At 68.0% G+C, this 22,494-nt stretch carries 26 protein-coding genes and 1 pseudogene; 12 read left to right on the top strand and 15 right to left on the bottom strand.

Annotated elements, in window-relative coordinates:
* Positions 1 to 6 precede the first annotated feature (6 nt).
* The gene (locus B0F77_RS15775; RefSeq protein ID WP_143466748.1) at positions 7 to 1,452 is read right to left on the bottom strand and encodes a lipase family alpha/beta hydrolase; all 1,446 of its coding nucleotides are present in this window, start codon (positions 1,450 to 1,452) and stop codon (positions 7 to 9) included.
* A 203-nt stretch (positions 1,453 to 1,655) separates the two neighbouring features.
* Between B0F77_RS15775 and B0F77_RS15780 the strand changes: the two genes are divergently transcribed.
* On the top strand, positions 1,656 to 2,210 hold the full coding sequence (locus tag B0F77_RS15780) for a hypothetical protein (RefSeq protein ID WP_086663635.1): 555 nt from the start codon (positions 1,656 to 1,658) through the stop codon (positions 2,208 to 2,210).
* A 25-nt stretch (positions 2,211 to 2,235) separates the two neighbouring features.
* Entirely contained in the window at positions 2,236 to 2,742 is a 507-nt protein-coding gene (locus B0F77_RS47135; protein ID WP_143466749.1) for a hypothetical protein, read from the top strand.
* Positions 2,743 to 2,939: 197 nt separating this feature from the next.
* Here the strand turns inward: B0F77_RS47135 and B0F77_RS15785 are convergent, their stop codons facing one another.
* From B0F77_RS15785 to B0F77_RS15830, 9 genes are all read right to left on the bottom strand, one after another.
* Positions 2,940 to 3,545, bottom strand: coding sequence for a DedA family protein (locus B0F77_RS15785; RefSeq protein WP_086663636.1), 606 nt, complete (start codon positions 3,543 to 3,545; stop codon positions 2,940 to 2,942).
* A gap of 84 nt (positions 3,546 to 3,629) precedes the next feature.
* Positions 3,630 to 5,087 carry an adenosylhomocysteinase gene (gene ahcY / locus B0F77_RS15790; protein ID WP_086663637.1) on the bottom strand — a complete coding sequence of 486 codons (1,458 nt, stop codon included), beginning with the start codon at positions 5,085 to 5,087 and terminating at the stop codon, positions 3,630 to 3,632.
* Complete coding sequence (locus B0F77_RS47870) at positions 5,084 to 5,230, bottom strand: hypothetical protein (protein ID WP_158102706.1); 147 nt, start codon at positions 5,228 to 5,230, stop codon at positions 5,084 to 5,086. The genes ahcY and B0F77_RS47870 overlap by 4 nt, the downstream gene beginning before the upstream one ends.
* A 39-nt stretch (positions 5,231 to 5,269) precedes the next feature.
* The gene (gene metK, locus B0F77_RS15800) at positions 5,270 to 6,466 is read right to left on the bottom strand and encodes a methionine adenosyltransferase (RefSeq protein WP_086663639.1); all 1,197 of its coding nucleotides are present in this window, start codon (positions 6,464 to 6,466) and stop codon (positions 5,270 to 5,272) included.
* A 232-nt stretch (positions 6,467 to 6,698) separates the two neighbouring features.
* Positions 6,699 to 7,295, bottom strand: a complete 597-nt coding sequence (locus B0F77_RS15810; protein ID WP_211293818.1) for a class I SAM-dependent methyltransferase — start codon at positions 7,293 to 7,295, stop codon at positions 6,699 to 6,701.
* Positions 7,296 to 7,444: 149 nt separating this feature from the next.
* Positions 7,445 to 8,137, bottom strand: a complete 693-nt coding sequence (locus tag B0F77_RS15815; RefSeq protein WP_086663641.1) for a response regulator — start codon at positions 8,135 to 8,137, stop codon at positions 7,445 to 7,447.
* 92 nt (positions 8,138 to 8,229) lie between these two features.
* Positions 8,230 to 8,742, bottom strand: coding sequence for an FCD domain-containing protein (locus B0F77_RS15820; RefSeq protein ID WP_086663642.1), 513 nt, complete (start codon positions 8,740 to 8,742; stop codon positions 8,230 to 8,232).
* Positions 8,624 to 8,866: a GntR family transcriptional regulator gene (locus tag B0F77_RS50870; RefSeq protein ID WP_425435663.1), complete on the bottom strand. Its 243-nt coding sequence runs from the start codon at positions 8,864 to 8,866 to the stop codon at positions 8,624 to 8,626. The genes B0F77_RS15820 and B0F77_RS50870 overlap by 119 nt, the downstream gene beginning before the upstream one ends.
* Before the next feature lie 180 nt (positions 8,867 to 9,046).
* Positions 9,047 to 9,676, bottom strand: coding sequence for a TetR/AcrR family transcriptional regulator (locus tag B0F77_RS15830; protein ID WP_086663644.1), 630 nt, complete (start codon positions 9,674 to 9,676; stop codon positions 9,047 to 9,049).
* 103 nt (positions 9,677 to 9,779) lie between these two features.
* On the opposite strand from B0F77_RS15830, the gene B0F77_RS15835 reads away from it, so the two are divergent.
* The 7 genes and pseudogenes from B0F77_RS15835 (at position 9,780) to B0F77_RS15865 (ending at position 15,136) form a co-directional block, all read left to right on the top strand.
* Entirely contained in the window at positions 9,780 to 9,977 is a 198-nt protein-coding gene (locus B0F77_RS15835) for a ferredoxin (RefSeq protein ID WP_086663645.1), read from the top strand.
* A 228-nt stretch (positions 9,978 to 10,205) separates the two neighbouring features.
* A complete protein-coding gene (locus B0F77_RS15840; protein ID WP_086663646.1) occupies positions 10,206 to 11,414 on the top strand; it encodes a cytochrome P450 in 1,209 nt (402 codons plus the stop codon).
* The gene (locus tag B0F77_RS15845; protein WP_086663647.1) at positions 11,414 to 12,382 is read left to right on the top strand and encodes an SDR family NAD(P)-dependent oxidoreductase; all 969 of its coding nucleotides are present in this window, start codon (positions 11,414 to 11,416) and stop codon (positions 12,380 to 12,382) included. Before B0F77_RS15840 ends, B0F77_RS15845 begins: the two co-directional genes overlap by 1 nt.
* A gap of 55 nt (positions 12,383 to 12,437) precedes the next feature.
* On the top strand, positions 12,438 to 12,638 hold the full coding sequence (locus B0F77_RS15850) for a hypothetical protein (RefSeq protein WP_086663648.1): 201 nt from the start codon (positions 12,438 to 12,440) through the stop codon (positions 12,636 to 12,638).
* Positions 12,639 to 12,893: 255 nt separating this feature from the next.
* Positions 12,894 to 13,025: pseudogene (locus B0F77_RS49770) on the top strand (3-hydroxyacyl-CoA dehydrogenase); the annotation flags it as partial.
* A gap of 164 nt (positions 13,026 to 13,189) precedes the next feature.
* Complete coding sequence (locus B0F77_RS15860; RefSeq protein WP_281252519.1) at positions 13,190 to 13,942, top strand: alpha/beta hydrolase; 753 nt, start codon at positions 13,190 to 13,192, stop codon at positions 13,940 to 13,942.
* A gap of 3 nt (positions 13,943 to 13,945) precedes the next feature.
* Positions 13,946 to 15,136, top strand: a complete 1,191-nt coding sequence (locus B0F77_RS15865) for a cytochrome P450 (protein ID WP_086663651.1) — start codon at positions 13,946 to 13,948, stop codon at positions 15,134 to 15,136.
* Between the two features lie 22 nt (positions 15,137 to 15,158).
* Here B0F77_RS15865 and B0F77_RS15870 read toward each other — a convergent pair whose 3' ends face one another.
* Together B0F77_RS15870 and B0F77_RS15875 are read right to left on the bottom strand one after the other, a co-directional pair.
* Complete coding sequence (locus tag B0F77_RS15870; protein ID WP_086663652.1) at positions 15,159 to 16,733, bottom strand: acyl-CoA synthetase; 1,575 nt, start codon at positions 16,731 to 16,733, stop codon at positions 15,159 to 15,161.
* An 11-nt stretch (positions 16,734 to 16,744) separates the two neighbouring features.
* Positions 16,745 to 17,242, bottom strand: a complete 498-nt coding sequence (locus tag B0F77_RS15875) for a pyridoxamine 5'-phosphate oxidase family protein (protein ID WP_086663653.1) — start codon at positions 17,240 to 17,242, stop codon at positions 16,745 to 16,747.
* Between the two features lie 45 nt (positions 17,243 to 17,287).
* Between B0F77_RS15875 and B0F77_RS15880 the strand changes: the two genes are divergently transcribed.
* Positions 17,288 to 17,884, top strand: a complete 597-nt coding sequence (locus B0F77_RS15880; protein ID WP_086663654.1) for a TetR family transcriptional regulator — start codon at positions 17,288 to 17,290, stop codon at positions 17,882 to 17,884.
* Positions 17,885 to 17,900: 16 nt separating this feature from the next.
* Here the strand turns inward: B0F77_RS15880 and B0F77_RS15885 are convergent, their stop codons facing one another.
* Both B0F77_RS15885 and B0F77_RS15890 read right to left on the bottom strand, forming a co-directional pair.
* Positions 17,901 to 19,157 (bottom strand): cytochrome P450, encoded by a 1,257-nt coding sequence (locus tag B0F77_RS15885; RefSeq protein ID WP_086663655.1) that lies wholly within the window; start codon positions 19,155 to 19,157, stop codon positions 17,901 to 17,903.
* The gene (locus tag B0F77_RS15890; RefSeq protein ID WP_245848238.1) at positions 19,154 to 19,324 is read right to left on the bottom strand and encodes a hypothetical protein; all 171 of its coding nucleotides are present in this window, start codon (positions 19,322 to 19,324) and stop codon (positions 19,154 to 19,156) included. The genes B0F77_RS15885 and B0F77_RS15890 overlap by 4 nt, the downstream gene beginning before the upstream one ends.
* Positions 19,325 to 19,453: 129 nt before the next feature.
* On the opposite strand from B0F77_RS15890, the gene B0F77_RS15895 reads away from it, so the two are divergent.
* Together B0F77_RS15895 and B0F77_RS50710 are read left to right on the top strand one after the other, a co-directional pair.
* A complete protein-coding gene (locus tag B0F77_RS15895; protein WP_086663656.1) occupies positions 19,454 to 20,545 on the top strand; it encodes a sensor histidine kinase in 1,092 nt (363 codons plus the stop codon).
* Positions 20,542 to 21,015: a response regulator transcription factor gene (locus B0F77_RS50710; RefSeq protein ID WP_143466751.1), complete on the top strand. Its 474-nt coding sequence runs from the start codon at positions 20,542 to 20,544 to the stop codon at positions 21,013 to 21,015. The genes B0F77_RS15895 and B0F77_RS50710 overlap by 4 nt, the downstream gene beginning before the upstream one ends.
* Here B0F77_RS50710 and B0F77_RS15905 read toward each other — a convergent pair.
* On the bottom strand, positions 21,010 to 22,449 hold the full coding sequence (locus B0F77_RS15905; RefSeq protein ID WP_158102707.1) for an MFS transporter: 1,440 nt from the start codon (positions 22,447 to 22,449) through the stop codon (positions 21,010 to 21,012). The two genes, B0F77_RS50710 and B0F77_RS15905, sit on opposite strands and share 6 nt — an antisense overlap.
* Positions 22,450 to 22,494: the final 45 nt, after the last annotated feature.

Here is a 22,494-nt window from a genome sequence, read left to right on the forward strand (position 1 = left end):
GTCGTTTCAGCAGACTTCGACGACGTCGCTCACCGAGCACGCGGCCCAGTCGACCTTGAGCTCGTGCGTGCCGACGGAGAGCCCCCTCACGCGATACCTGTATCCCTCTTCGGTTTCCGTTCGTTCGACGGGTACGTCCTCGGAAATCGTCAATCGGGGGGTTTCGGTTACATCGGGATCGCTCAGCACGCAGTCGATGGTGACCGGTTCGCCGCTCGGGTTGACCTCGTCGACGCGGACGTCGAGGGTGACTTCCGCAGGCCGGGCCACCTCCTCCCACGCCCGTTGTTCCGGCCCCTGCAGATCGCTGAGCCCTGCGGAGCCCATCATCAGCGTCTTCACCAGGTTCGCCAGCGTGTTCGAGGAGGTGTGCATGGTGGAGTGCTTTCCGTTCTCCCACCACCACGGGCCCTCGTCGGAGAGCTCGATCGGCAGCGCCGAGAGCTCGGGCACCGTGCCGTCACCCGTGCCGTACGCGAGGACCCGCGGGTCGTCCGACACGAGTTCGGTGGACACGCTCAGAGCGGTTCGGTCGATGACGGCGGACTGCGGGGTGGTCTGCCCGTGGCCGACGATCGGCCGCATGCGCACCAGCTCGTCCAGCCGCTTTCCCTGATGTGAGGACCGCTCCGGATCCATCGCGCGGTGGAAGTCCTCGTAGGCACGGCGGGCGCGCTCGACGTCGAGCCCGCCGACGTTCTCGGTCAGCTCGCTCACCCGCGCCAGCGGCCCGCCCGGCTGCCGCGCCACCACCGGGTAGCGGGGGAGGAGCTGGTAGAAGGAGGTGAAGTTTCTGAGCACCTCGGACAGTGCGACGAAGTCGATGCCGAATCGGCTCAACCCGTTGGCCAGCACGTTCATCGCCTTGACCGAGCCGCGGAACGGGGTGCCGAAGGTGATGAACGTGCGGCAGTCGCGCCAGCCGCCCAGCACGTCGAGGTAGTACTTCGCCACCAGCCCGCCCATGCTGTGGCACACGAGGACGACCTTCGGCCTGCCGCCTATCTGGTACGTGCGCCACTTCGCCAGCTCCCGGTCGATCAGGATCTTGAGCGCGAGTGCGGACACCCGGTTGTCCCGCCGCCAGTCGTAAGCGAACTCGAAGTAGTTCGAGGGCGGGCCGTCACCATCGGCGGGATCCCCGCGTCTCAGCTCGAACGCCGCGCCGAGCGTCCGCCGCAACGGCGTGTACTGGTCGAGCGTCGCGAATCCCGGCACGGCGACCGGCGTGCTGATCAATCCGGTCGCGACCACCCCGTCCCGGTGGTCCGGGTCGTCCAGCTTCTCCCGATCACCGGAGAGCCGGGCGAGCACGTCGTGCCGGTCGCGCAGCAGCGAGCCGGCCATGCCGATCGACGGTTCCCACACCGGCCCGGCCGCATCGCGCAGCACGCTGCCGCCGACACCGGGCAGCACCACGATCATGTCGTCGAACCGCGCCCGTTCCGCCACGCCGCCCTCCACGTGTCCAGGACCGTCGAGCTTAGGCAGTGCGGCGGAAGCAGGCAGCGAGATTCAGCAGAGCGGCCCAGTGGATCACCCGATCAGCGGCACACGGAGCCAAGCGCCGACTCGCGGCACCTGGATAGCGCCATCGCGACCGGTGGTACGGCACGATCAGGGCGAAAGTCTTCGGCTGGAAGAAGGGCCTGCCCGTGGCTGACCGCTTGCACGCACTGATCGCCGTCTACCAGAGCGACCGCGCCGACCGAGTCACCACGCTCACCGTCAGCCTCGCCACGATGGGCGCGGCGGTCACCTATCTCGTCGGCACCATCGCCTTCTACGACAAGCTGGACCTGCTCGGCTGGGCGATCAGCCTCCTGCCCTTCCCGCTGGTCTGCATCGCGGCTTTCCACTCGCAACTGCTCAACCTGGCCGCCGTCCGGGCCCGGTCGATCCTCACGCTCGAACGCGAGATCCTCGGCGCGGGCGGTCCCGCCGACGTCGGTGCCGCAGCGACCGAGTTGGCCACCAACATCCACACAGCGCCAGTGCCGCACCGCCTGACCACACTGATCACCTACGGCGGCGTCGGGCTGATCAATCTCACCTACCTCGTGCTCATGCTGGTCAAAGCAGGCAGCCACATTCACGGCTGGGTCGCGGTGCCAGCGGTTGGCTACGTCGCGTTGCTCGTTCCCATCGCTGCGGCGTGGCGGCACAGCACGCGCAATCTCGATCCCCGCGACCTTCTCCTCGCGGGCTGAGCTTCACGGCTGCGAGGAGGGCAGGATGCTGGCCAAGTACGCGCCGTTCACAAGGCGCCTCGTCGCGCTCGCCGCGGCTGGTCGCGAGATCGTCGAGTTCGGCTTCGCCGAGGTCCCAGAACGCCGGCGAGACGAGCGGCTTGAGCTCCCGCTTCTTGTTTCGGAAGTTTCTGTCGTCAGCGCTGGCCAGCGGAAACGTCACGAGGTGAGGCTTGTCCGGGACTCCGCCGCGAGCCAGCGCCGCGGTCCAGGAGGTGTGGTCCAACGCGGCGCGCAGGTTCGTGATCGTGTCGCCGACGATGAGCCCTGTGCGTGCCGAGAAGTACGTCCGTGCAGGTCAGTGGCATCGGCAAGTTGCCGATCGTCATCTGGCATGATCGCGGCCGTGCTGGTCCGCTTCGCCTATCTCGCCGTCTCCCACGCCTTCGCCGCGCTATGGCTCTTGCGTATGACCGACCGTGAGAAGGACGTCGAGATCCTCGCGTTACGCCATCAACGGTGGTGGCCCACGGGCCGTTGCGGTGGTCGGTGATCGCCTGGGCGAGACGGTCCAGCATGCGATTCCCTCCACTGCGCTCCACGCGCCGGCCATGGTGAGACGATCAGGCAATCATACGCGATTGCTGCCCTGGATCTGATCGGCTCGCTCCTGCCGGACGGCGCGGCCGGCGACCGCTACCCCGCGCCGATGATGCCCGCCTGGTGACACCGGGCAATGGTGTGAGTCCTTCAGGGAGTCTTCCTCGCCGAGTGACGGCGGCGGATGATCACGACGGCCGCTGCGATGGCGACCACGAGGCACACGGTCGCTGTTCCGCGACCGGCCCACGTGGTCGCCATCGCCAGTGAGCCACCGGCGGCGTAGCCGATGAGAACCGTGGCGGACATCCAGGTCGCGACACCCGCGGCGGCGAAGAGCGTGAACACCGGGGCGGAGAGGCCGGATGCGCCGGCTGTGACGGGCATGCAGGTGCGGACGAACGGGATCCAGCGGGCGAGGAACACGGCAGGTCCGCCCCGCCTGCGCAGGAGTGACTCGGCGCGCTCGCGGTAGCGGGCCATCCTGGTCGAGGTCGGTGTTCTGGCGTGGAAAGTCCGTCCGGTCCAGTATGCGGCCTGGTCGCCGGCGATCCCGGCGGCGACGCAGACCGGCAGCCCCGCCACGAGCGGGAGGGCGCCTTGGTAGCTGAGCAGACCCACGACGAGCAGGGTGAGCTCGGCCGGCACAGCGAATCCGACCAGCAGGGCGGTCTCGACGAACATCAGGCCCGCGGCGACGAGCAGGAGAGTGTGCGGGGGCAGTGTTGTCAAGGTGTCGGCCCAGTCGGTGAACATGACATCAGCTTTCGTGGGTGAGTTCGCCACGGCATCGGGCTGGGGGACCGGGCAGGTCCGCTTCCAGGACGATCCGTGCGTCGCTCAGTAGCGGTAATGCTCGGGCTTGAACGGGCCCTCGACGTCGACGTCGATGTACTCGGCCTGTTCCTTGGTGAGCTTGGTCAGCTCGCCGCCGAGCGCCTCGAGGTGGATGCGGGCGACCTTCTCGTCCAGCACCTTCGGGAGGCGGAAGACCTCGTTGTCGTACTCCTCGTGCTTGGTGAACAGCTCGATCTGGGCGATCACCTGGTTGGAGAACGAGTTCGACATGACGAACGACGGGTGGCCGGTCGCATTGCCCAGGTTCATGAGGCGGCCCTCGGACAGCACGATGATCGTGCGGCCGTTCGGGAAGATCCACTCGTCGACCTGCGGCTTGATGTTGTTCTTGCGGATGCCGGGGTAGCGGGCGAGGCCTGCCATGTCCAGCTCGTTGTCGAAGTGGCCGACGTTGCCCAGGATCGCCTGGTGCTTCATCTGCGCCATGTGCTCGACGGTGACGACGTCCTTGTTGCCGGTCGTCGTGATCACGATGTCGGCGATCGGGAGGACCGACTCGAGCTTCGCGACCTGGTAGCCGTCCATGGCCGCCTGGAGCGCGCAGATCGGGTCGATCTCGGTGACGATCACGCGGGCGCCCTGGCCGCGCAGTGACTCGGCCGAGCCCTTGCCGACGTCGCCGTAGCCCGCGACGACGCAGACCTTGCCGCCGATCAGGACGTCGGTGCCGCGGTTGATGCCGTCGATCAGCGAGTGGCGGATGCCGTAGCGGTTGTCGAACTTCGACTTGGTGACGGCGTCGTTGACGTTGATGGCCGGGAACAGCAGCTCACCGGCGGAGGCCAGCTGGTACAGGCGCATGACGCCCGTCGTGGTCTCCTCGGTGACGCCGCGGATGCCCGCCGCGATGTTCGTCCACTTCTTGCCGTCCGCGGCGAGCGAGTTGCGCAGCGTCTCGAGGACGATCTGGTACTCCTCGGAGTCGTCCTCGGAAGCCGCGGGGACGACACCGGCCGCCTCGTACTGCACGCCCTTGTGGACGAGCAGCGTCGCGTCGCCGCCGTCGTCCAGGATCATGTTCGGGCCCTTGCCGTCCGGCCAGGTGAGCATCTGCTCGGCCGTCCACCAGTACTCCGGCAGCGTCTCGCCCTTCCAGGCGAAACAGGAGACGCCCTTGGGCTCCTCCTCGGTGCCGTACGGGCCGACGACGACCGCGGCGGCCGCGTGGTCCTGGGTCGAGAAGATGTTGCAGGAGGCCCAGCGGACCTCGGCGCCCAGGTCGACCAGGGTCTCGATCAGCACGGCGGTCTGGATGGTCATGTGCAGCGAGCCGGAGATGCGCGCACCCTTGAGCGGGTACACCCCGGAGTACTCGCGACGGAACGCCATCAGGCCGGGCATCTCGTGCTCGGCCAGACGGATCTCCTTGCGGCCGAACTCATGGAGCGACAGGTCGGCCACCGCGAAGTCGATGCCGTTGTGGGTCTGAGCTTGTGTCATCGTTCTTTCTTGTCTTTGAAGAGGTCGGGGTGACGGGGAGGCTCGTCTGGCGTGTCTTCGTCGCCGCTGCTGTGTCGTGCTGAAGGGCGGTTGAGGAATCCGATCAGCGCCAACGCCGCGGCGGGGATGGCGTCGATCAGCAAGAGGCCGTAGATCGAAGATGTGGAGGACAACGGCATGACTCAGGTGAGTCCGGCGGCGCTGGCGAGTGCGTGGGCACGGTCGGTCGACTCCCAGGGCAGGTCGACATCGGTGCGGCCGAAGTGGCCGTACGCGGCGGTCGGGGCGTAGATCGGGCGCAGCAGGTCGAGGTCGCGGATGATCGCGGCGGGCCGGAGGTCGAAGACCTCGGTGATGGCCTGCTGGATCTTCTGCGGGTCGACGGTCTCGGTGCCGAAGGTCTCGACGAACAGGCCGACCGGGGCGGCCTTGCCGATCGCGTAGGCGACCTGGACCTCGACGCGGGTGGCCAGACCGGCGGCCACGGTGTTCTTGGCGACCCAGCGCATGGCGTACGCGGCGGAGCGGTCGACCTTCGACGGGTCCTTGCCGGAGAACGCGCCGCCACCGTGACGGGCCATGCCGCCGTAGGTGTCGACGATGATCTTGCGGCCGGTCAGGCCCGCGTCACCCATCGGGCCGCCGACGACGAAACGGCCGGTCGGGTTCGTGAGCAGGCGGACGTCCGACGTGTCGATCGGCAGTTCCGCGAGTGTCGGGCCGAGCACGAACTCGCGAATGTCCACGCCGAGCATGGTGTCGAGGTCGATGCTGTCGGCGTGCTGCGTGGAGACGACGACGGTGTCGAGACGCACCGGCTGGTCACCCGCGTACTCGACGGTGACCTGCGTCTTGCCGTCCGGACGCAGGTACGGCATGGTGCCCTCCTTGCGCACCTCGGTCAGGCGGCGGGAAAGCCGGTGCGCGAGGGCGATCGGCAGCGGCATGAGCTCGGGCGTGTCGGTGCACGCGTACCCGAACATCAGGCCCTGGTCGCCCGCGCCCTGCTTGTCGATCTCGTCGGCCGCACCCTCGACGCGGTTCTCGAACGCGGTGTCGACACCCTGCGCGATGTCCGGGGACTGCGCGCCGATGGCCACGTTCACGCCGCACGAACGGCCGTCGAAGCCCTTCGCGGACGAGTCGTAGCCGATCCCCAGGATCTTCTCGCGCACGATCGTGGGGATGTCGGCGTAGGCCTCCGTTGTGACCTCACCCGCGACGTGGACCTGACCAGTCGTGACCATCGTCTCCACCGCGACGCGGGAACGCGGGTCCTTCGCCAGCAGTGCGTCCAGGATCGAGTCGCTGATCGCGTCGCAGATCTTGTCCGGATGCCCCTCGGTCACCGACTCACTGGTGAACAGCCTGCTGGTCATTTGCGGAGAACTCCTTGCCGGTCGTGGTTGTGGTGAGTGGGGGAACGAAGTCGGTGTGGCCGGGGGCGTGGAGGCGATGTGCCGGGCAGTGGAAGCACGTAGACCACCGCGGTGAGCCAGATCAGCGCGCCGATGGCGGCGCTGCCGATGGTGGTGTCGCCGACCCCGAGCAGGACACAGGCGATCGCGGGCAACGGCGTCACCGACAGGTAGACGCGCCAGCGGCCGCGGCTCATCGCAGGCGCGGCCGGCGGCACACGTAGGTGATCGCCGGGGGCATGTTCGCCCAGATCGTCCGGGTGGGCAGCACTTCGCCGAAGGACTGGTCGAGCAGCCGGCGGAACTGCCTGCCGGTGGGCAGGCCGAGACCCTGCAGGTAGGCGAACGTGGTGAACACTCCATGCGGTGCGAGCACCGCGATGATCCGCTCGAGCAGCAACTGCTGCTTGGCGTGGTCGAACAGAGTCCACGGCAGACCGGAGATCACCACGTCGGCGCGCTCGTGGCCCTCGATGGCGAGCACGTCCTCGATGTCGGCGGCATCGGCGTGGTGGACGGGCACTTCGGGGTGCTGGCGGCGGAAGTAGGACAGCATGCCGGAGTCGGCCTCGATCGCGACCTGGTGTCCCCGGCCACGCAGGCGCGCGGTGATCGCCGTGGTGACGGCGCCGGTGCCGGGACCGAGTTCGGCGACGACGGGGTGACCGTCATCGGGGATGACCACCGCCAGGCGCTCGGCGAGGTGAGGTGAGCTCGGTGAGATGGCTCCCACGAGTCTCGGAGCACGCAGTGCGGCTCTGGTGAACGTCCTCCACGATGTCGTGCTCATGCCGACAACAGTCCCTCGTGGACAGTGTCGTGCGCGTCCGCCTGGACGGCCGCGGTGGTGGCCGTGCGGTGGAGATCGTGTCCTACCGTGGGATGACGTGACCCTGAGAGATCACCAGAAATATTCGGGGTTGTCCGTGTGCGCCGGGATCAACGGCCGGGGTCTTCGGCGGAGGCGGTCGAGTCCTGGCGTGGCTGGACGAATCCGCTCTCGTAGGCGTACACGACCGCCTGGACGCGATCTCGCAGGTCCAGTTTGGACAACACTCTGCTCACGTGGGTTTTCACGGTCGTCTCGCCCAGGAAGAGCCGGCCCGCGATCTCGACGTTGTTGGCACCCTTGGCCAGTAGCGCGAAGACTTCTCGTTCGCGGTCGGTCAGGCGTTGCAGCCGCGGGTCAGGTTGCGGCGCGGCCGGCGTGCTGAGGTGCCGCTCGACCAGTCGCTGAACCACCGCCGGTGCCATCACCGCGTCACCGCGCAGCGTCGCGCGGATGGCGACCAGCATTTCCTCGCTGGTGGCGTCCTTGAGCAGGAATCCGCTGGCACCCTGACGCAGGGCGCGCTCGACGTACTCGTCCAGGTCGAACGTGGTGACCATCAGCACCTTGGTGTTGGGGCTGATCTCGCACACGCGCCGAGTGGCTTCCACTCCGTCGAGCACCGGCATGCGCACGTCCATCAGCATCAGGTCCGGGCGGTGTTCGGCCGCCAGCCGCACGGCCTGTGCTCCGTCCGCGGCTTCGCCGACCAGTTCGAGGTCTGGCTGGCTGGTCACGATCATGCGCAGGGCGCTGCGGATGAGCTCCTGGTCGTCACAGATCACCACGCGTGCCCGGTTCATGCCAGGGATTGTGCCTATTCTCGAACCGAAGGGCCCATTGTGTGCGGCATGTCGCGGCGTACTGCTTGGACTCCGGCGCCCAATCACTCGATTCAGGCCGTACGCACCCGCGATTCGCGAGGGCGCTGACCGGCCGCCGGGCCCAGCGCCGCCAGATGGACAGTGCGTAGCGCCTCACTGTCCAGAATGGCGGCGACCGCTCGGCCATGCGCCACCCGCACATGAACCGCGGTCAGGGTCCTCGCTGCGGCCGAGTCGTCGGCGGAGATCGCTTCCACGAGTGCGCGATGGGTGCTCGCCGCGTCGGCGGACGGTGGTGCCTGCCCGGTCACATCGAGAGCGTGATACCGCTCCATCTTCAGCAGGACCTCGTCGAGCACCCGCTCGAGCTCGACGTTTCCGCCCATGACAGCGATGCGGCGATGCGCCCGGTAGTGATCAGTGAGCCAGTCCGCCGGAGCCGTCTCCGCCTCTGGACCTGCCTCCTCACGCTGGCAGAACTCCCGCAGCGCCGCGACCTCGTCTGGTTGCCGTGCCGCGTGCCTGGCCGCCAGTGCGGCGGCCTCGGGCTCGAGCAACAGCCGCAGTTCGAAGAGGTCCTGCATCCCGCAGGGTGACCGGCGCCACCCGGTAACCCGAGCGCGGGATCACCTCCACCCAGCCCAGTCGCCGCAGTGCCGCCAGGGCCTCCCGGACGGGCGCCTTGCTCATCTGGAGTTGCCCGGCGATCTCCGACTCCGAGAACGAGACGCTAGAGGAAGCTCGCCGTGGATGACGCGCTGGCGGATGTTACTGCTTCCGAGGCTGATGCCGCGAATCACTGAGGGGCGGGTCGAGGCCCTCGAGTCCGGTGGCCAGGCGCAGGGCGGGGAAGACGACCCGGAGCATCGCCTCGGTGTCGCACTCGGGTCAGAGTGACCACTTGCCCTTTCGTCGCTCCGTCGTCAACGTGACCGGCGCAGGCAAGGGCTTTGCCGCGGCGGGTGTCAGGCCTTCGAACATGAGGGCCAGGTAGCGCCGCCAGCCGTCGACATTGGCGTCCATGGTCCACAACGTGCTGGTCAGCATGGCCATGAGCCGGCTCAGGTCCTCGGGGACGAGGTCGGCGCGGAGCAGGCCGTCGTCCTGTGCGCGTCGGGCCAGCAGGGTCAGCGACTCGTAGAACGGGGTGTAGACCTCCGCGGTCAGCATGCCGGCGTCGCGGGCGGCGGTGAGGGTGTTCAGCTCGCGTGCCGCCAGGCCCATCGCGGCTTCGATCAGGCTGACGAGGCCGCGCAGCGGACTCTCGTCGGCGAGCGCCTGTGCGGCAGCGGGCGTGAGGTCTTCGGAGATGGCCTGGTCGAGTGCGGCCCGGACCAGGTCTGCCTTGCTGGGGAAGCGGTTGTACAGCGTCCTGATGCGCACGTCGGCGCGGCGGGCGATTTCCTCGAGCAGCGCATCTGGGCCCTGATCTGCGAAAACCGCACGAGCGGTGCGCACGATGCGCTCGGCGTTGCGCGCTGCGTCCGCGCGCAACGGGCGCTCGCTCTCGGTTGTCATTACCACAGGGTAGCAACATGCAGTCGACTGCATGTTGTGCTAGCGTGTGTCTCGCGGCAGAAACTTGCAGTCGCATGCAAGATAATCTTGATGGGAGGCACCGATGAAAGTGAGCGTGGAGGCCGACAAGTGCGTTGCCGCCGGGCAGTGCGTGCTGATCGCGGCCGAGGTTTTCGACCAGCGCGACGAGGACGGCGTCGTGGTCCTGCTGGACGAAACGCCCGGACCGCAGCACCACGAGGCCGTCCGTGAGGCGGCCCTGGTGTGTCCGGCCGCCGCCATCCACCTGGCCGAGCGATGAACCGAGTGGTGATCGTCGGCGACGCGCCGGAACTCTGCGCTCCTCAACCCCTGGGTACCACGGTCGTTCGCCACGGTCCCGTACTTCTGGTCCGGCCAGTACGACGTGAAGACCCAGGCCTGCCCCTACCTGCGCCACCACGACGAGGCCCTCGTCCTGAACCGCGCCCTCATCGTGACCGGGGCCTCCTGGGTTCCGCGCTCGCCGCCTGACTGCCGGAGGAATTTCATGACCAGCACCGAGACCGGGCTTCCGGTCTTCCCCGTGGATCGCGACGCGCGCTGTCCGCTCGACCCGGCGCCCGTGTACCGGGAATGGCGCGAGACGGGTGGCCTGCGCAAGGTGAACTGGCAAGGCCACGAGATGTGGGCCGTGAGCCGGCACGAGGACATCAAGCTCGCCATGACCGACCCGCGCATCAGTGCTGAGGTAGCCGCGCAGCAAGCCAGTGGGGAACACCACGGCGACACCATGCCGAAGATCTTCCCGAGAATGGACGACCCCGAGCACGCTGTGCTGCGGCGGATGCTGACCAAGGACTTCACGGTCAAGCGGGTCAACGCCATGCGCCCGGAGATCGAGAAGCTGGCTGGTGAGCTCATCGACGCGATGGTCAGCGGCGGCGGTCCGGCCGACCTGGTGCAGGCCTACGCGTTGCCCGTCCCGTCCCTGGTGATCTCCCTGCTGCTCGGTGTGCCCTACAGCGACCACCAGTTCTTCCAGGACATCACCGGTGTCCTGATGAGCCGCACCGCTACTGCCGAAGAGCGGCAGCAGGCCAACGTCAAGATCTTCGGGTATCTGTACGAACTGGTGGCGCGCAAGCAGAACGATCCCGACGGCGCGCTGATCAGTCGCCTGATCCACGAGCACCTGCCGACCGGGGAGCTGACCCGCGAGACCATCGCGATGAACAGCTTCATCCTGCTCAGCGCCGGCCACGAGACCACCGCCAACATGATCAGCCTCGGCACCCTGGCCCTGCTGCAGAACCCGGAGACCCTGGCACGGATCCGCGACGCCGAGGACCCTCGGGTCATCTCGAACGCGGTCGAGGAACTGTTGCGGTACCTGACAATCGTGCACAGCCTGGTCGCCCGCGTGGCCAAGGAGGACATCGAGATCGGCGGCACCCTCGTGAAAGCGGGTGAAGGCCTGATCATGAACCTGCCCGCCGCCAACCGCGACCCCGCCTTCCTCGACAACCCCGACAGCCTCGACATCGACCGCAGCACCCGCACCCACATGGCCTTCGGCTACGGCGTCCACCAGTGCCTCGGCCAGACACTCGCCCGTGCCGAACTGGAGATCGCGCTGCCCACGCTGCTGCGCCGCCTGCCGGACCTGCGGCTCGCCGTACCGATCGAGGAGATCCGGTTCCGGGGCGACATGAGCATCTACGGCGTCCACGAGCTGCCCGTCGCATGGGAGAAGTGATGACGGACCTCCGATTCGACGGCAAGATCGCCATCGTCACCGGCGCCGGCAACGGTCTGGGCCGCCACCACGCCTTGTTGCTGGCGTCCCGCGGGGCACGGGTGGTGGTCAACGACCTCGGCGGTTCGGTCACCGGCGAGGGTGCCGACGCCGGTCCGGCCGAGGCCGTCGCCCAGGAGATCCGGGACCTCGGGGGCGATGCCGTGGCGGACACCCACAGCGTCGCCACTCGCGAGGGTGGTGAGGGAATCGTCCGCGCTGCGATCATTGCCTACGGGGCCGTCGACATCCTCGTCAACAACGCCGGCATCGTCCGCGACGTTCCGCTCGCCGAGATGACACCCGATCACCTCGACCCGATGATCGACGTGCACCTCAAGGGCGCTTTCCACGTCACCGTCCCGGCTTGGCGCGTCATGCGAGAACAGGGCTACGGCCGCATCGTCCACACCACCTCGGCCGCGGGCATCCTGGGCAGCACGCACAAGAGCCACTACGGCGCCGCCAAAACCGGGCTGATCGGCCTCACCAGGGTCCTCGCCGTCGAAGGAGCCGGACACAACATCAAGGTCAACGCGATCGCCCCGATCGCGGCCACCCGCATGCTCGCCATGAACACGGCCGAGGCCGAGGGTGCCGCCGGCCGGCAGCGCGACCCGGCGTCCATCGCCATGATGCACGCCGTCATCAGCAAGCTCGACCCGGCGCTCGTCGCACCCGTGGTCGCCTACCTGGCTCATGAAGAGTGTCCGGTCACCGGTGAGATCTACACCGTGGGTGCAGGACAGGTCGCCAGGTACTTCATCGGCAGGACAAGGGGTTACTACCACCCTGAACTGTCGATTGAGGACGTTCGCGACCATCTGGCGGAGATCCGCGACGAAACCGGTTACACCACACCGGAAGACGCGGGCGGGGAGATCACCCAGCTCCTCCAAGCGATTGCCTCCGGCACGAGGCTCGCGTGAAGAGTCCCCGAACTGGGCCTGGAGGTTCACTACACCGATTCTCAATCCCGAAGCCATGCTGCCTGGGCTCGGACCGTACGTGCTGGTCGGCCTCTTCCTGATCATCTTCTTCGGGTGCGTGCTGCTCGGTGTCCTGCCGGGCGGCCCGTCCCTGTTCGCCACGGGACTGTTCGCCGCCAGCGCCAGCATTTGCGGCTACTCGAGGATCGATGCACTGCTGGCCGCCGGCATGACCCTGCTCGGCCAGATTCCCTGAGTGCGCAACGGCCTGAAACCGCGGAGGAAACCCATGCCATACGCCTTCGACTCCGAGCTCGCGCCCTGGATCGAGAGAATCCCAGCCCGCGACCTCGTGAACTACCAGGCCATTCGTGCCATGGACCCCGCGGCTCTCGCCGGCATGCCGGTGTACGAATCGGCCGTTCCGTTCCACACCTTCGATGTGGCGGTCCCCGATCCGAAAGGCGCACCTGATGTGCGGTTGCGCGTCCACACCCCGTCAGGGTACAAGAACGCGCCGTTTCCGAAGCGTCTCGGTCGTGAGGACGAGTTCGCGCGACTGGTGATCGACATCATCGGGAACGACTACCTCAACGGCGAGGTCATCTGTCAGGACGGCGCGCTACGACTGGCGTCGCCATGAACCTCGACGCGTTTCACCCCGATCTCCGTGGGATCGCGCGATGGCTTCCGCGTAACGCGGTCAGCGCTCGACGACTTCGTCTGATGAGGACGGTCGACCGGCTACGTGGACTGCGCCGCGCCAAGAGCGTCGTTGTCGAGGCAGTCGGCTCGATCTCGGTTCGGATGTACCAACCGGCGGCAGGTGTCACCATGCCATCTCCAGCGCTGCTGTGGATTCACGGCGGCGGGTACGTGATGGGCACGGCGGCCCTCGACGACGCAGTATGCCGCCACTTCGCTCGTGAACTCGGCATCATCGTCGCCTCGGTCGACCATCGCCTCGCACCGGAGTACCCGTTTCCGATTCCGCTGCACGACTGCCACGACGCGCTCACCTGGTTGGCCGGCCGTCCGGACGTCGATGCCACCCGCATCGCCATCGGCGGAGCCTGTGCGGGCGGGGGACTCGCCGCTGCGCTGGCGCTGTTCGCCCGCGAGCGCGGAGAAGTGCGGCCTGTCTTCCAGTTGCTGACCTATCCGATGATCGACGACCGGACCACCACGCGCTCCGATGTCGACGAGACCAACTATCGCGGCTGGGGCAACGCTGCCAACCGCTTCGGCTGGCAGTCCTACCTGAGGGCCACGCCGGGATCGTCCGGCATCAGCGATCTCGCCGCGCCGGCGCGGTGCGCGGACCTGTCCGGACTGCCACCGGCCTGGATCGGCACCGGCTCACTGGATCTGTTCTGCGAGGAAGACATCGCCTACGCCAACGGCCTGACTGCGGCAGGGGTCGAGTGCGAGCTGCTGGTGATCGGTGGCGCCTTCCACGGCTTCGACCTCGCTTCACCGTGTGCCGGTATATCCCGGCGGTTCCGCGCCGCCCAGGTCAAGGCGCTCGCGAACGCCCTGACCTCAACCACGAAGGAGTAACCGATGACGGCGCCCCAGCTTCCCTTCGACCGTCCCAATGCACTTGAAGCCGCGCCCTTGTACGCCGTGCTGCGACGGGAGGCACCGTTGACACGAGTGATCACCCCGGCCGGTGACCCCGCTTGGCTGGTGACCTCCTACGCCGAGGCGAAGCAGATATTCGGCGATCCGCGCCTCGGCCGCTCGCATCCCGAGCCGGAGAAGGCGTCCCGGGTTTCGGAGGCGGCGTTGGCCGGTGGGCCCAGGGTCAGCTACGCCGACGAGAAGCGCGAGCACGAGCGGATGCGCAGGCTGTTGACACCGGCGTTCTCGGCACCCCGGATGAGACGGCTGACCGAACGAATCCAGGAGCTGACCGCCGGCTGCCTGGACGACATGCAGGCCATGCAGGGCGAAACGGTGGACCTGCACGAACTGTTGGCGTTCCCGTTGCCGGCACTGGTGATCTGCGACCTGCTGGGCGTTCCGCACGGCGACCGCGCTTTCTTCCGCGGCCTGTCCGAACGGGTCGGCGGCATGTACGACGCCGCGGACGCTCAAGCGGCACTGATGGAGTTCATGACCTACACCTATCGCCTGGCCGCGGTCAAACGGGAGAATCCGGGCCCCGATGTCATCTCCGACCTGGTCGCCGCCCAGGTCGACGATCCCACGTTCAGCGATCGCGATGTGGCCATGCTCGCCGTGGCCCTGTTGTTCGCAGGACATGAGACGACCGCTGCCCGCATCGACTTCGGCGTGCTCTGGTTGCTGTCCGATCCGCGGCGGCGAGACCGGTTCGCAGGCGATCCCGATGGCGAGATCAACGCGACGGTCGAAGAGATCCTGCGGATGACCGCGACCTCGGGGACCGGCGTGCTGCGCTATTCCCACGAGGACCTGGAGATCGGCGGAACCAGCATTGCCCGCGGCGACCTGGTCCTGATCAACAACGACGCGGCGAACCGCGATGCCGCGGTGTTTCCCGACCCGGACGAGTTCAGTCCTGATCGCAAACCCAACGTGCACCTGGCCTTCGGTCACGGCATGCACGCGTGCATCGGAGCCAACCTCGCCCGCACCGAGCTGCGCATCGTCTTTCCCGCGTTGTTCCGCCGGTTTCCCGGTCTTCGCTTGGCCGTGGACCTGGCCGACATCAAGGTCATCGCGAACCAGGCGACTGGTCGCGTGGACCGGGTTCCGGTCACATGGTGAAAAGACTGGACGAGCCAGCTGTTCAGAGCGCCGGACGGGCGGCCTGGGCGAGGGTTTCGGCGGCCCACCGGTAGTCCGGTTTGCCTGCCGGGGACCGTTGGATGCGGGGGACGACGTGGGTGAGGCGGGGGAGTTTGTAGCGCGCGATCATGGGGGCGAGGTGGGTTTCGAGTTCCCGCAGGGTCGGGGTCGTCGCGGTGGGGTGTAGCTGGAGCACTGCGGCGACTTTCTGTCCCCATCGAGGGTCCGGGATTCCGGCGACGACGGCATCGACGATCGCGGGGTGGGTCTTGAGTGCGGCTTCGACCTCTTCCGGATAGATCTTCTCGCCGCCGGAGTTGATGCAGATGGAGCCACGTCCGAGGAAGTGGACGGTGCGGTCGCTGTCCACAGTGGCCAGATCGCCGGACAGGACCCAGCGGACGCCGTCGATCTCGACGAAGGTACGGGACGTCTTGCCGGGATCGCCGTAGTAGCCCAGTGCGATGTGGCCGCGTCGAGCGACCTGGCCCACCACGTCACTGCCGGGCGTGACCGGCCTGAGGGTGTCATCGAGGACCGTGGTGGCGTCGTTGACGGTGAAGCGCAGACTCCGGTCCACCCCGACTCCGCTGTGCCCGGTCTCCGTGGATCCGAAACTGTCCACTATGTACAGCTCGGACAGGTGAGCGTGCAGCCGGTCGCGGACGGGCTGGGTGAGCAACGCGCCGGCGCTGACGATGATGTGCAGTGACGGCAAGGCCTGGGGTCGGTCGTCGAGGGCTTCGATGAGCGGCATGGCCATCGCGTCGCCGACGATCATCATGGTCTGGCAGTCCTGCTCCGCGATGACGCGGACCGCTCCGGCGCCGGAGTACTTGCGGACGAGGCAGACCTTGCCGCCGGCCAGGAAGGTGATGAACGTGGCGAGGACAGCGGTGCCGTGCATCAGCGGTGGCGCGGCGAACATCACCAGGGGAGTGGTGGCCGCCGCGCGAGGACCGGCGTCCTCAGGTTTCGCCAGCGGTGGCACGCCGCTGCTCATGCCGCCGAAGAGCAGATCCTCGTGCCGCCACACGACGCCCTTGGGCATGCCGGTGGTGCCGCCGGTGTAGATGATCATCAGATCGTCGGCGGAGCGCTCGGGAAAACCCGCGCGGTCATCGGGTTGAGCGGCCAGCGCGTCCTCGTACCGAAGGGCGCCGGGAGGGCGTTCGGCATCGGGACCAACGGCAAGCAGATGCCGCAGCTTTGGCACGTCCGGCGCAACGGCGGCCACCCGGTCGGCGAACTCGGTGTCGTACACCAATCCCACGAGATCGGCGTTGTCGTACAGGTAACGCAACTCGTCGCGGACGTACCGGTAGTTCACGTTGATGGGCACCGCGCGGATCTTGAGCAGCGCGAGCATGGTTTCCAGGTACTCGGCGCCGTTCATCAGGTGGCAGCCGACGTGGTCGCCGGCGCCGATGCCAGCCGCGGTGAAGTGGTGGGCGAGCCGGTTGGCGCGCCGGTCGAGTTCCCGATAGGTCAGGGTCCGTCCCTCGACGTACAGGGCATTCCGCTCGGGGACCGCGTCGACGACGTGCTCGAACAGGTCGGCCAGGTTGAATTCCATCGTCCTGCCCCTCACAGGTGGGCGGCGGTGCTGCCACCGAGCGGAAGAGCGGGCAGGCCGAGCTTGCGGTGATCCCACGACCGGGTGTGCGTGACGTCGACCCGCACGGCGACCCTCTTGGCGAGCATGAACTCCACCATCGGCCGGACTTCCTCGGTGTAGGGCCCGTTGTAGCGCTCCCACACGCTCACACCGACCGCCCACAACGCGTCCGGGTCGTCAACGATCGTGGCTCGCCCTTCGAGCGAGACACCGCGCAACGTGTCGTAGGTGTGGCCGGTCTCGACCATCACGGTGACCCTGTTGTCCCGGCGGAGGTTCACGGCCTTCTGCGACTTGGCCTTGGTCTCGAACCACACCACCCCGTCGATCACCGCGTACCACATGGCGACGAGATGGGGCTGGCCGGAAGGAGCGATCGTGGCGAGCGTGGCGACGCGCTGTTCGTTCAGGAACCGGGCGATCTCGTCGGCGGACATCACGATCTGCTGCCGCTGGTTCACTCCCATGAGAGCCCCTTTGCCGCTCGATGAGACTTAGTCCAGAATGAGACTATGTCTCATAGTGAAGCGGACGGCCTCGCCGTCCGCAAGAGGCGGGCGACGCATACGCGCATCGCCGCCTCCGCGGCACGGCTCGCCGGCGCACAGGGGGTCGGCAACACCACGGTCGATCAGATCGCGCGGGACGCCGAAGTCGCGCGCGCGACGTTCTTCCGCTACTTCGACACCAAGGAAAGCGCTGTCGCCGAAGGGGTCACCGGCCCCTGGCTCACCCTGGTCACCGAGGCGATCGCCCGTCAGCCCGATCACCTGCCCGCGAAAGAGGCCGTGGTGAGCGCCTTCGGCGAACTCGCAGGGGAGTTCCCCGCATATGTCAGCCAGATCCGGGAACTGGCCGTGCTCACCCGCGGATCACCGGCCCTCGGCGCCTGGACCGCGCAGGCCTACCAACGCTACGAGCACGCCATCGCCGAACTGCTCGTCCCACGCATCCCCGACGTCACCGAACGCGACCCACGACCACACCTGCTCGCCGCACTCGCAATGGCCTCGGTCCGCATTTCGCTCGACGACTGGATCCGGCACGGAGGCGACCTGCCCGCTCTCATCCACCGCGCTCTCGCGTCGATCTCCGTCGGGACGGCGTGAACGGCCGCGCCGATGCTCAGCTCGTGTGGACGAGCAGGCTGTTCACGCCGTGCACGATCGAGGTCGTCCGGAACGCGGGATGCGCTTCGGCCAGGCGCATGTCGGGAAAGCGGCGGAGCAGGGCGGGGTAGGCCGCGCGAAGCTCCATTCGTGCCAGCTCCGCCCCGATGCAGCGGTGCGCGCCGTGGCCGAAGGCCAAGTGTGTACTGGCGGGGCGGGCATGGTCGAAATCGGCCGCGTGCGCGCGGTTGGCCGCTGAGAGCGATACCACGACCACATCGCCTTCCTCGATCTGCTGGTCGCCGATCCGTGTCGAGTGGCGGGCGAAGCGCGGGAACGCCACCTGCACCACGCTCAGGTGCCTCAGCAGCTCTTCCACCAACGGGCCGGCCTCGGCGTCGTTTTGCATGGACGCCCAGGCGTGTTCGTCGCGCAGCAGCACGATGGCGCCGAGTGCGAGGATTGATGCGGTGGTGTCGAAGCCGCCGGTGAGTACACCGTCGGCAAGACCTGCCAGTTCCTCGTCGCTCACGTCGTCGCCGTGCTTGCGGATGATCGCGCCGATGAGACCGTCACCAGGGGAGCGGCGCTCGCGCTCCACGACCTTCCGCAGGTAGCTCAACGATTCCGAGACCGCATCCAGCGCCTGGCTCGCGCCTCCGACGAGGTCGAACCGGGCGGCGGCCAGCTTCTGGAAGTGATCGTGGTCCTCGTAGGGCACGCCGAGCAGTTCGCAGATGGTCAGTGAGGGGATCGGCAGTGCGAACTCCTCGACCAGATCCACTGGGCCGGATGCTGCCGCGATCGCGTCAAGGCGCTCGGCCACGATCTCGTTGATACGCGGCACAAGCCGGGACAGCCTGCGCATGGTGAACTCGGGTGTGAGCAGCTTGCGCAGTCTCGTGTGGTCCGGCGGGTCGGTGAAGCCGAGCCCGCCGGGTGAAGGCTCGGCGTGGCCGATGGCGGCGGCGAGGCGCCGGTAGTCGTTGCTGAACGCGTTGGTGTCAGCGAGCACCGTTTCGGCTTCCGGGCGGCCGGTGACCAACCACATGCGGACGCCGAAAGGTATCTGCACGCGGTGCACCGCACCGGACTGCCTCAGCTGCTCCAACTCGGCGACCGGCACCAGCCCGTCCCGCTTGAGCGGGAGCAGCACGCGAGCGGGGAGCAGCGACAGCGAACGTGAACCGAGTCTGCCGAGCGCCCATTGCGTCACCGATCGCCGTGCGACCCAGGCCAGCACTCTGTCGCTGATCGACACCGGAGTCGTCACGGAATCACGACCGCTCGGTCGGCGAACACTCCCGTGCCGGGCCCGAGTTCGACGACGTGCTCCGCGCGCTCCACCCCGACTCCCGCGACCACGGCGAGGCGCCGCGAGCCGGTCGCGATCGCGCCGGTGTGGCCTGGGCGGCGCAGGAACTCTCTGGCGATGGACATGGTCCCGACGCTAAAAAGGCGGACCACGCCACGCGTCCACTTTGGAGTCGCACCATCTCCTCTCCCAGTAGGAGAACGGCGCTACCGCAGTAGGACGCGGTATCGGCCGGTGGCCTCTATATTCAGGCGGTGCACCGCCTGTACCAATGGCTGCGCGACCATCCGTGGCTCGCGGACCTCCCTCTCTACGGCTACCTGCTGCTTCTGCCGCTGTTGCGGAACTGGTCGGACCGGCCGGTGTGGGCGCAGGCGTTGATGCTCGCCGTGATCGTGCTGGCGCTGCTGTGGCGGCGCCGTCATCCGGAACTGGCCACACTCGTCGTGCTCACCGTGGTCGCCGTGCAGCACTGGACGCGGACTTACGACGGCGTTCCCGGCGAGATCGCGATGGCGATCATGCTCTACACGCTCGTCGTGCGGGGCAAACGCCGGGCGGCGGCGGTCACCGCGGTCGGCATCGTGATCCTGGACGTGGTGGCGGGTTTCGTCTGGTCGGCGGGTACCGAGTTCAGCCCGCTGGCCGCGATAGTGGTCCTCCTGCCGATCCACCTCGCGGCGTGGGCACTGGGCGAGTTCGTCAGCAGCAGACGCGCCTTCGCCGCGGAGATCGAACGACGCGTGCTCGCCGAGGACAGGTCCCGGGTCGCGCGCGAGCTGCACGACATTCTGGCCCACACCGTGAGCGTGATGGTCCTGCAGGCCGAAGGCGCGAAGATGATCGCCCGCCAGGACCCCGAGCGAGCGGTGAAGGCCCTGGAGGCCATCGGCGGTACCGGTCGCGGAGCCATCGGGGAACTGCGCCGCCTGCTCCAGGTGTTGCACGGCGTCGAACCGCAGCTCGGCGTCGGCGATCTGGCCGAACTGGTCGCGCGATCGAGCGTCGGCCGATTGCCGGTCCTGCTGGAGGTCCGAGGTGACGGCAGCACACTGCCCGCGAGTGCGGCGCTCCAGACTTATCGGATCGTGCAGGAAGGCCTTACCAACGTGCTCAAGCACGCGCCGCCGGATGCCGAGACGAACGTGCTGGTCGACGTCGGCGACGACGTCCACATCGAAGTGGTGAACAGTGCCGGGACCGGGCGGGGGCCGACACTGCCCTCGTCGGGGCGAGGGCTGGCCGGCGTGGCACAGCGGGTGGAGATGTTCAACGGCACCCTGCACACCGGTCCGACACCGGACGGCGGGTTCCGGCTGGCGGCAACCTTGCGGGCGGCGCCGTGACGACCTGCGTACTGGTCTGCGACGACCAGGAGCTGGCACGCGCCGGACTGCGGATGATCGTGGACCCACGACGACCTCACGGTCGCCGGCGAGGCGGCAGACGGCGCCGCAGCGGTCGAGCAGACCATCGCACTCCGGCCGCCTGCGGGTTCGTGGTCAAGGACGCCCCAGCCGACGAGCTGCTCGTCGCGATCCGCGGCGTGCTCCAGGGCGACGCGATCGTGTCCCCGTCGGTGACCAGGCGACTGCTCGACAGATTCCTGTTCGGGCCGCCGGACACCTGCCCGCTCGACGAGCTCACCGGACGGGAACGGGACGTGCTGGTGCTCATCGGGAGCGGCCTGATCAACGGCGAGCCAGGGTGCCGGGCGTGCAACGTCCCGCATCGGTACTTCGGTACTTCGGTGCTGCACGCGGGCACATGTGACAGGCCGGCGCGGCATTCCGATCGCACCGCCACTCCGTCATGACCGAGACTCGTTTCCCGAGTCCGAGTCGGCGGCCTGAACGGCTCGACGGCTCCGGCCGCTGGGGAGCAGCAGAGAGGCGAGGACACCGACGCCGAGCGTGCCGGCGCAGATCCAGAAACTGGCGGTGAAGCCGCTCTCGCTGGGGATGTGTTCGGTGGTGCTGGTGGCGGAGACGATCGCGGCGAGTACGGCGGTGCCGATGCTACCGCCAATGGTGCGGGCGAGGGTGTTGAGGCTGGTGGCCACGCTGGTCTGGGCTGGTGGGACGGTGGCGATGATCGCGTTCGTCATGGCGGCGGATGCCAGGCCGAGGCCGACGCCCATGACTGTGGACGAGATCAGCATCTGCCACGCCGCCTCGTGCGCGACGGCGAGCAGGACGAAGGACGCCCCGGCCATGAGAACGCCCAGCACCAACGGGAGTTTCGCGCCGAAGTGGCGATCCAGTGTGCCGGACAGCGGCGCGAAGATGATCATCGCCACGGCCGAGGGCAGCAGGTAGAGCCCGGCCTCGCTGACGGACTTGCCGAGGCCGTAGCCGGTCGAGACCGGCAGTTGGAGCAGCAACGGCACGAGTAGGAAGGAGCCGAACAACCCCACACCGAAAGCGATACCGGTGATGAGCGTGGTCCACACGCCCCGGTTGGCGATCATGCGCATGTCGACCAGCGGAGTGCGGACGCGCAGTTCGACCACCACCCACGCGGCGAGCGAGACAACCGTCCCGCCGAGCAATGCGAGTGTCACGCCGCTGCCCCAGCCCCAGCCACCGCCCTTGCTGAGCGCCAGCAGCAGGCACACCAACCCGGCGGACAGCAGCAGCGCACCGGGCACGTCGATCCGGCCGCGCGCGCGGACCGGGGATTCCGGCACCCCGACAGCGATGCCCACGGTGGCGAGCACGATCATGATCAGCGGGATCCAGAACAGCCAGTGCCACGACAGGGCGGACACGATCGGTCCGGCCAGCGCCGTGCCGAGGGCACCGCCTGCCCCGAGCAACGCCGACAGCACCCCGACGGCCACGCCGAGTCGTTTGGCCGGCAGGACGTCGCGGACGATGCCGAACGCCAGTGGCAGGATCGAACCCCCCGCCCCCTGCAGGACCCGGCCGATGATCAGTACGACGAAGTTGCCGGCCAGCGCGGCGACCAGGGCGCCGCAGGCGAGCACGCCGAGGGCGATCAGCAGCACCCTGCGCCGGCCGAACATGTCGCCGAGCCGGCCCGCGATCGGAGTCGCGACGGCGCTGGCCAGCAGGTAGGCGGTCACGAGCCAGCTGATGTCCGCGGTCGACGTGTTCAACTCGACGGCGATGATCGGCAGGGCGGGGGCGATGAGCGACTGCAGCATCGCGTACACCATCCCGGCCAGCGTCAGGAAGCCGAACGCCACCGCGGGCTTCGTGCGCCGCATGGCTTGGGGGAGTGTCACATCCGGCTCCTGCTGGAGCCTCGAGTCACTGAGCATTCGGGTCAC

The organism is Lentzea kentuckyensis, assembly GCF_002150765.1.
In the GTDB taxonomy this organism is placed as follows: Bacteria; Actinomycetota; Actinomycetes; order Mycobacteriales; family Pseudonocardiaceae; genus Lentzea; species Lentzea kentuckyensis.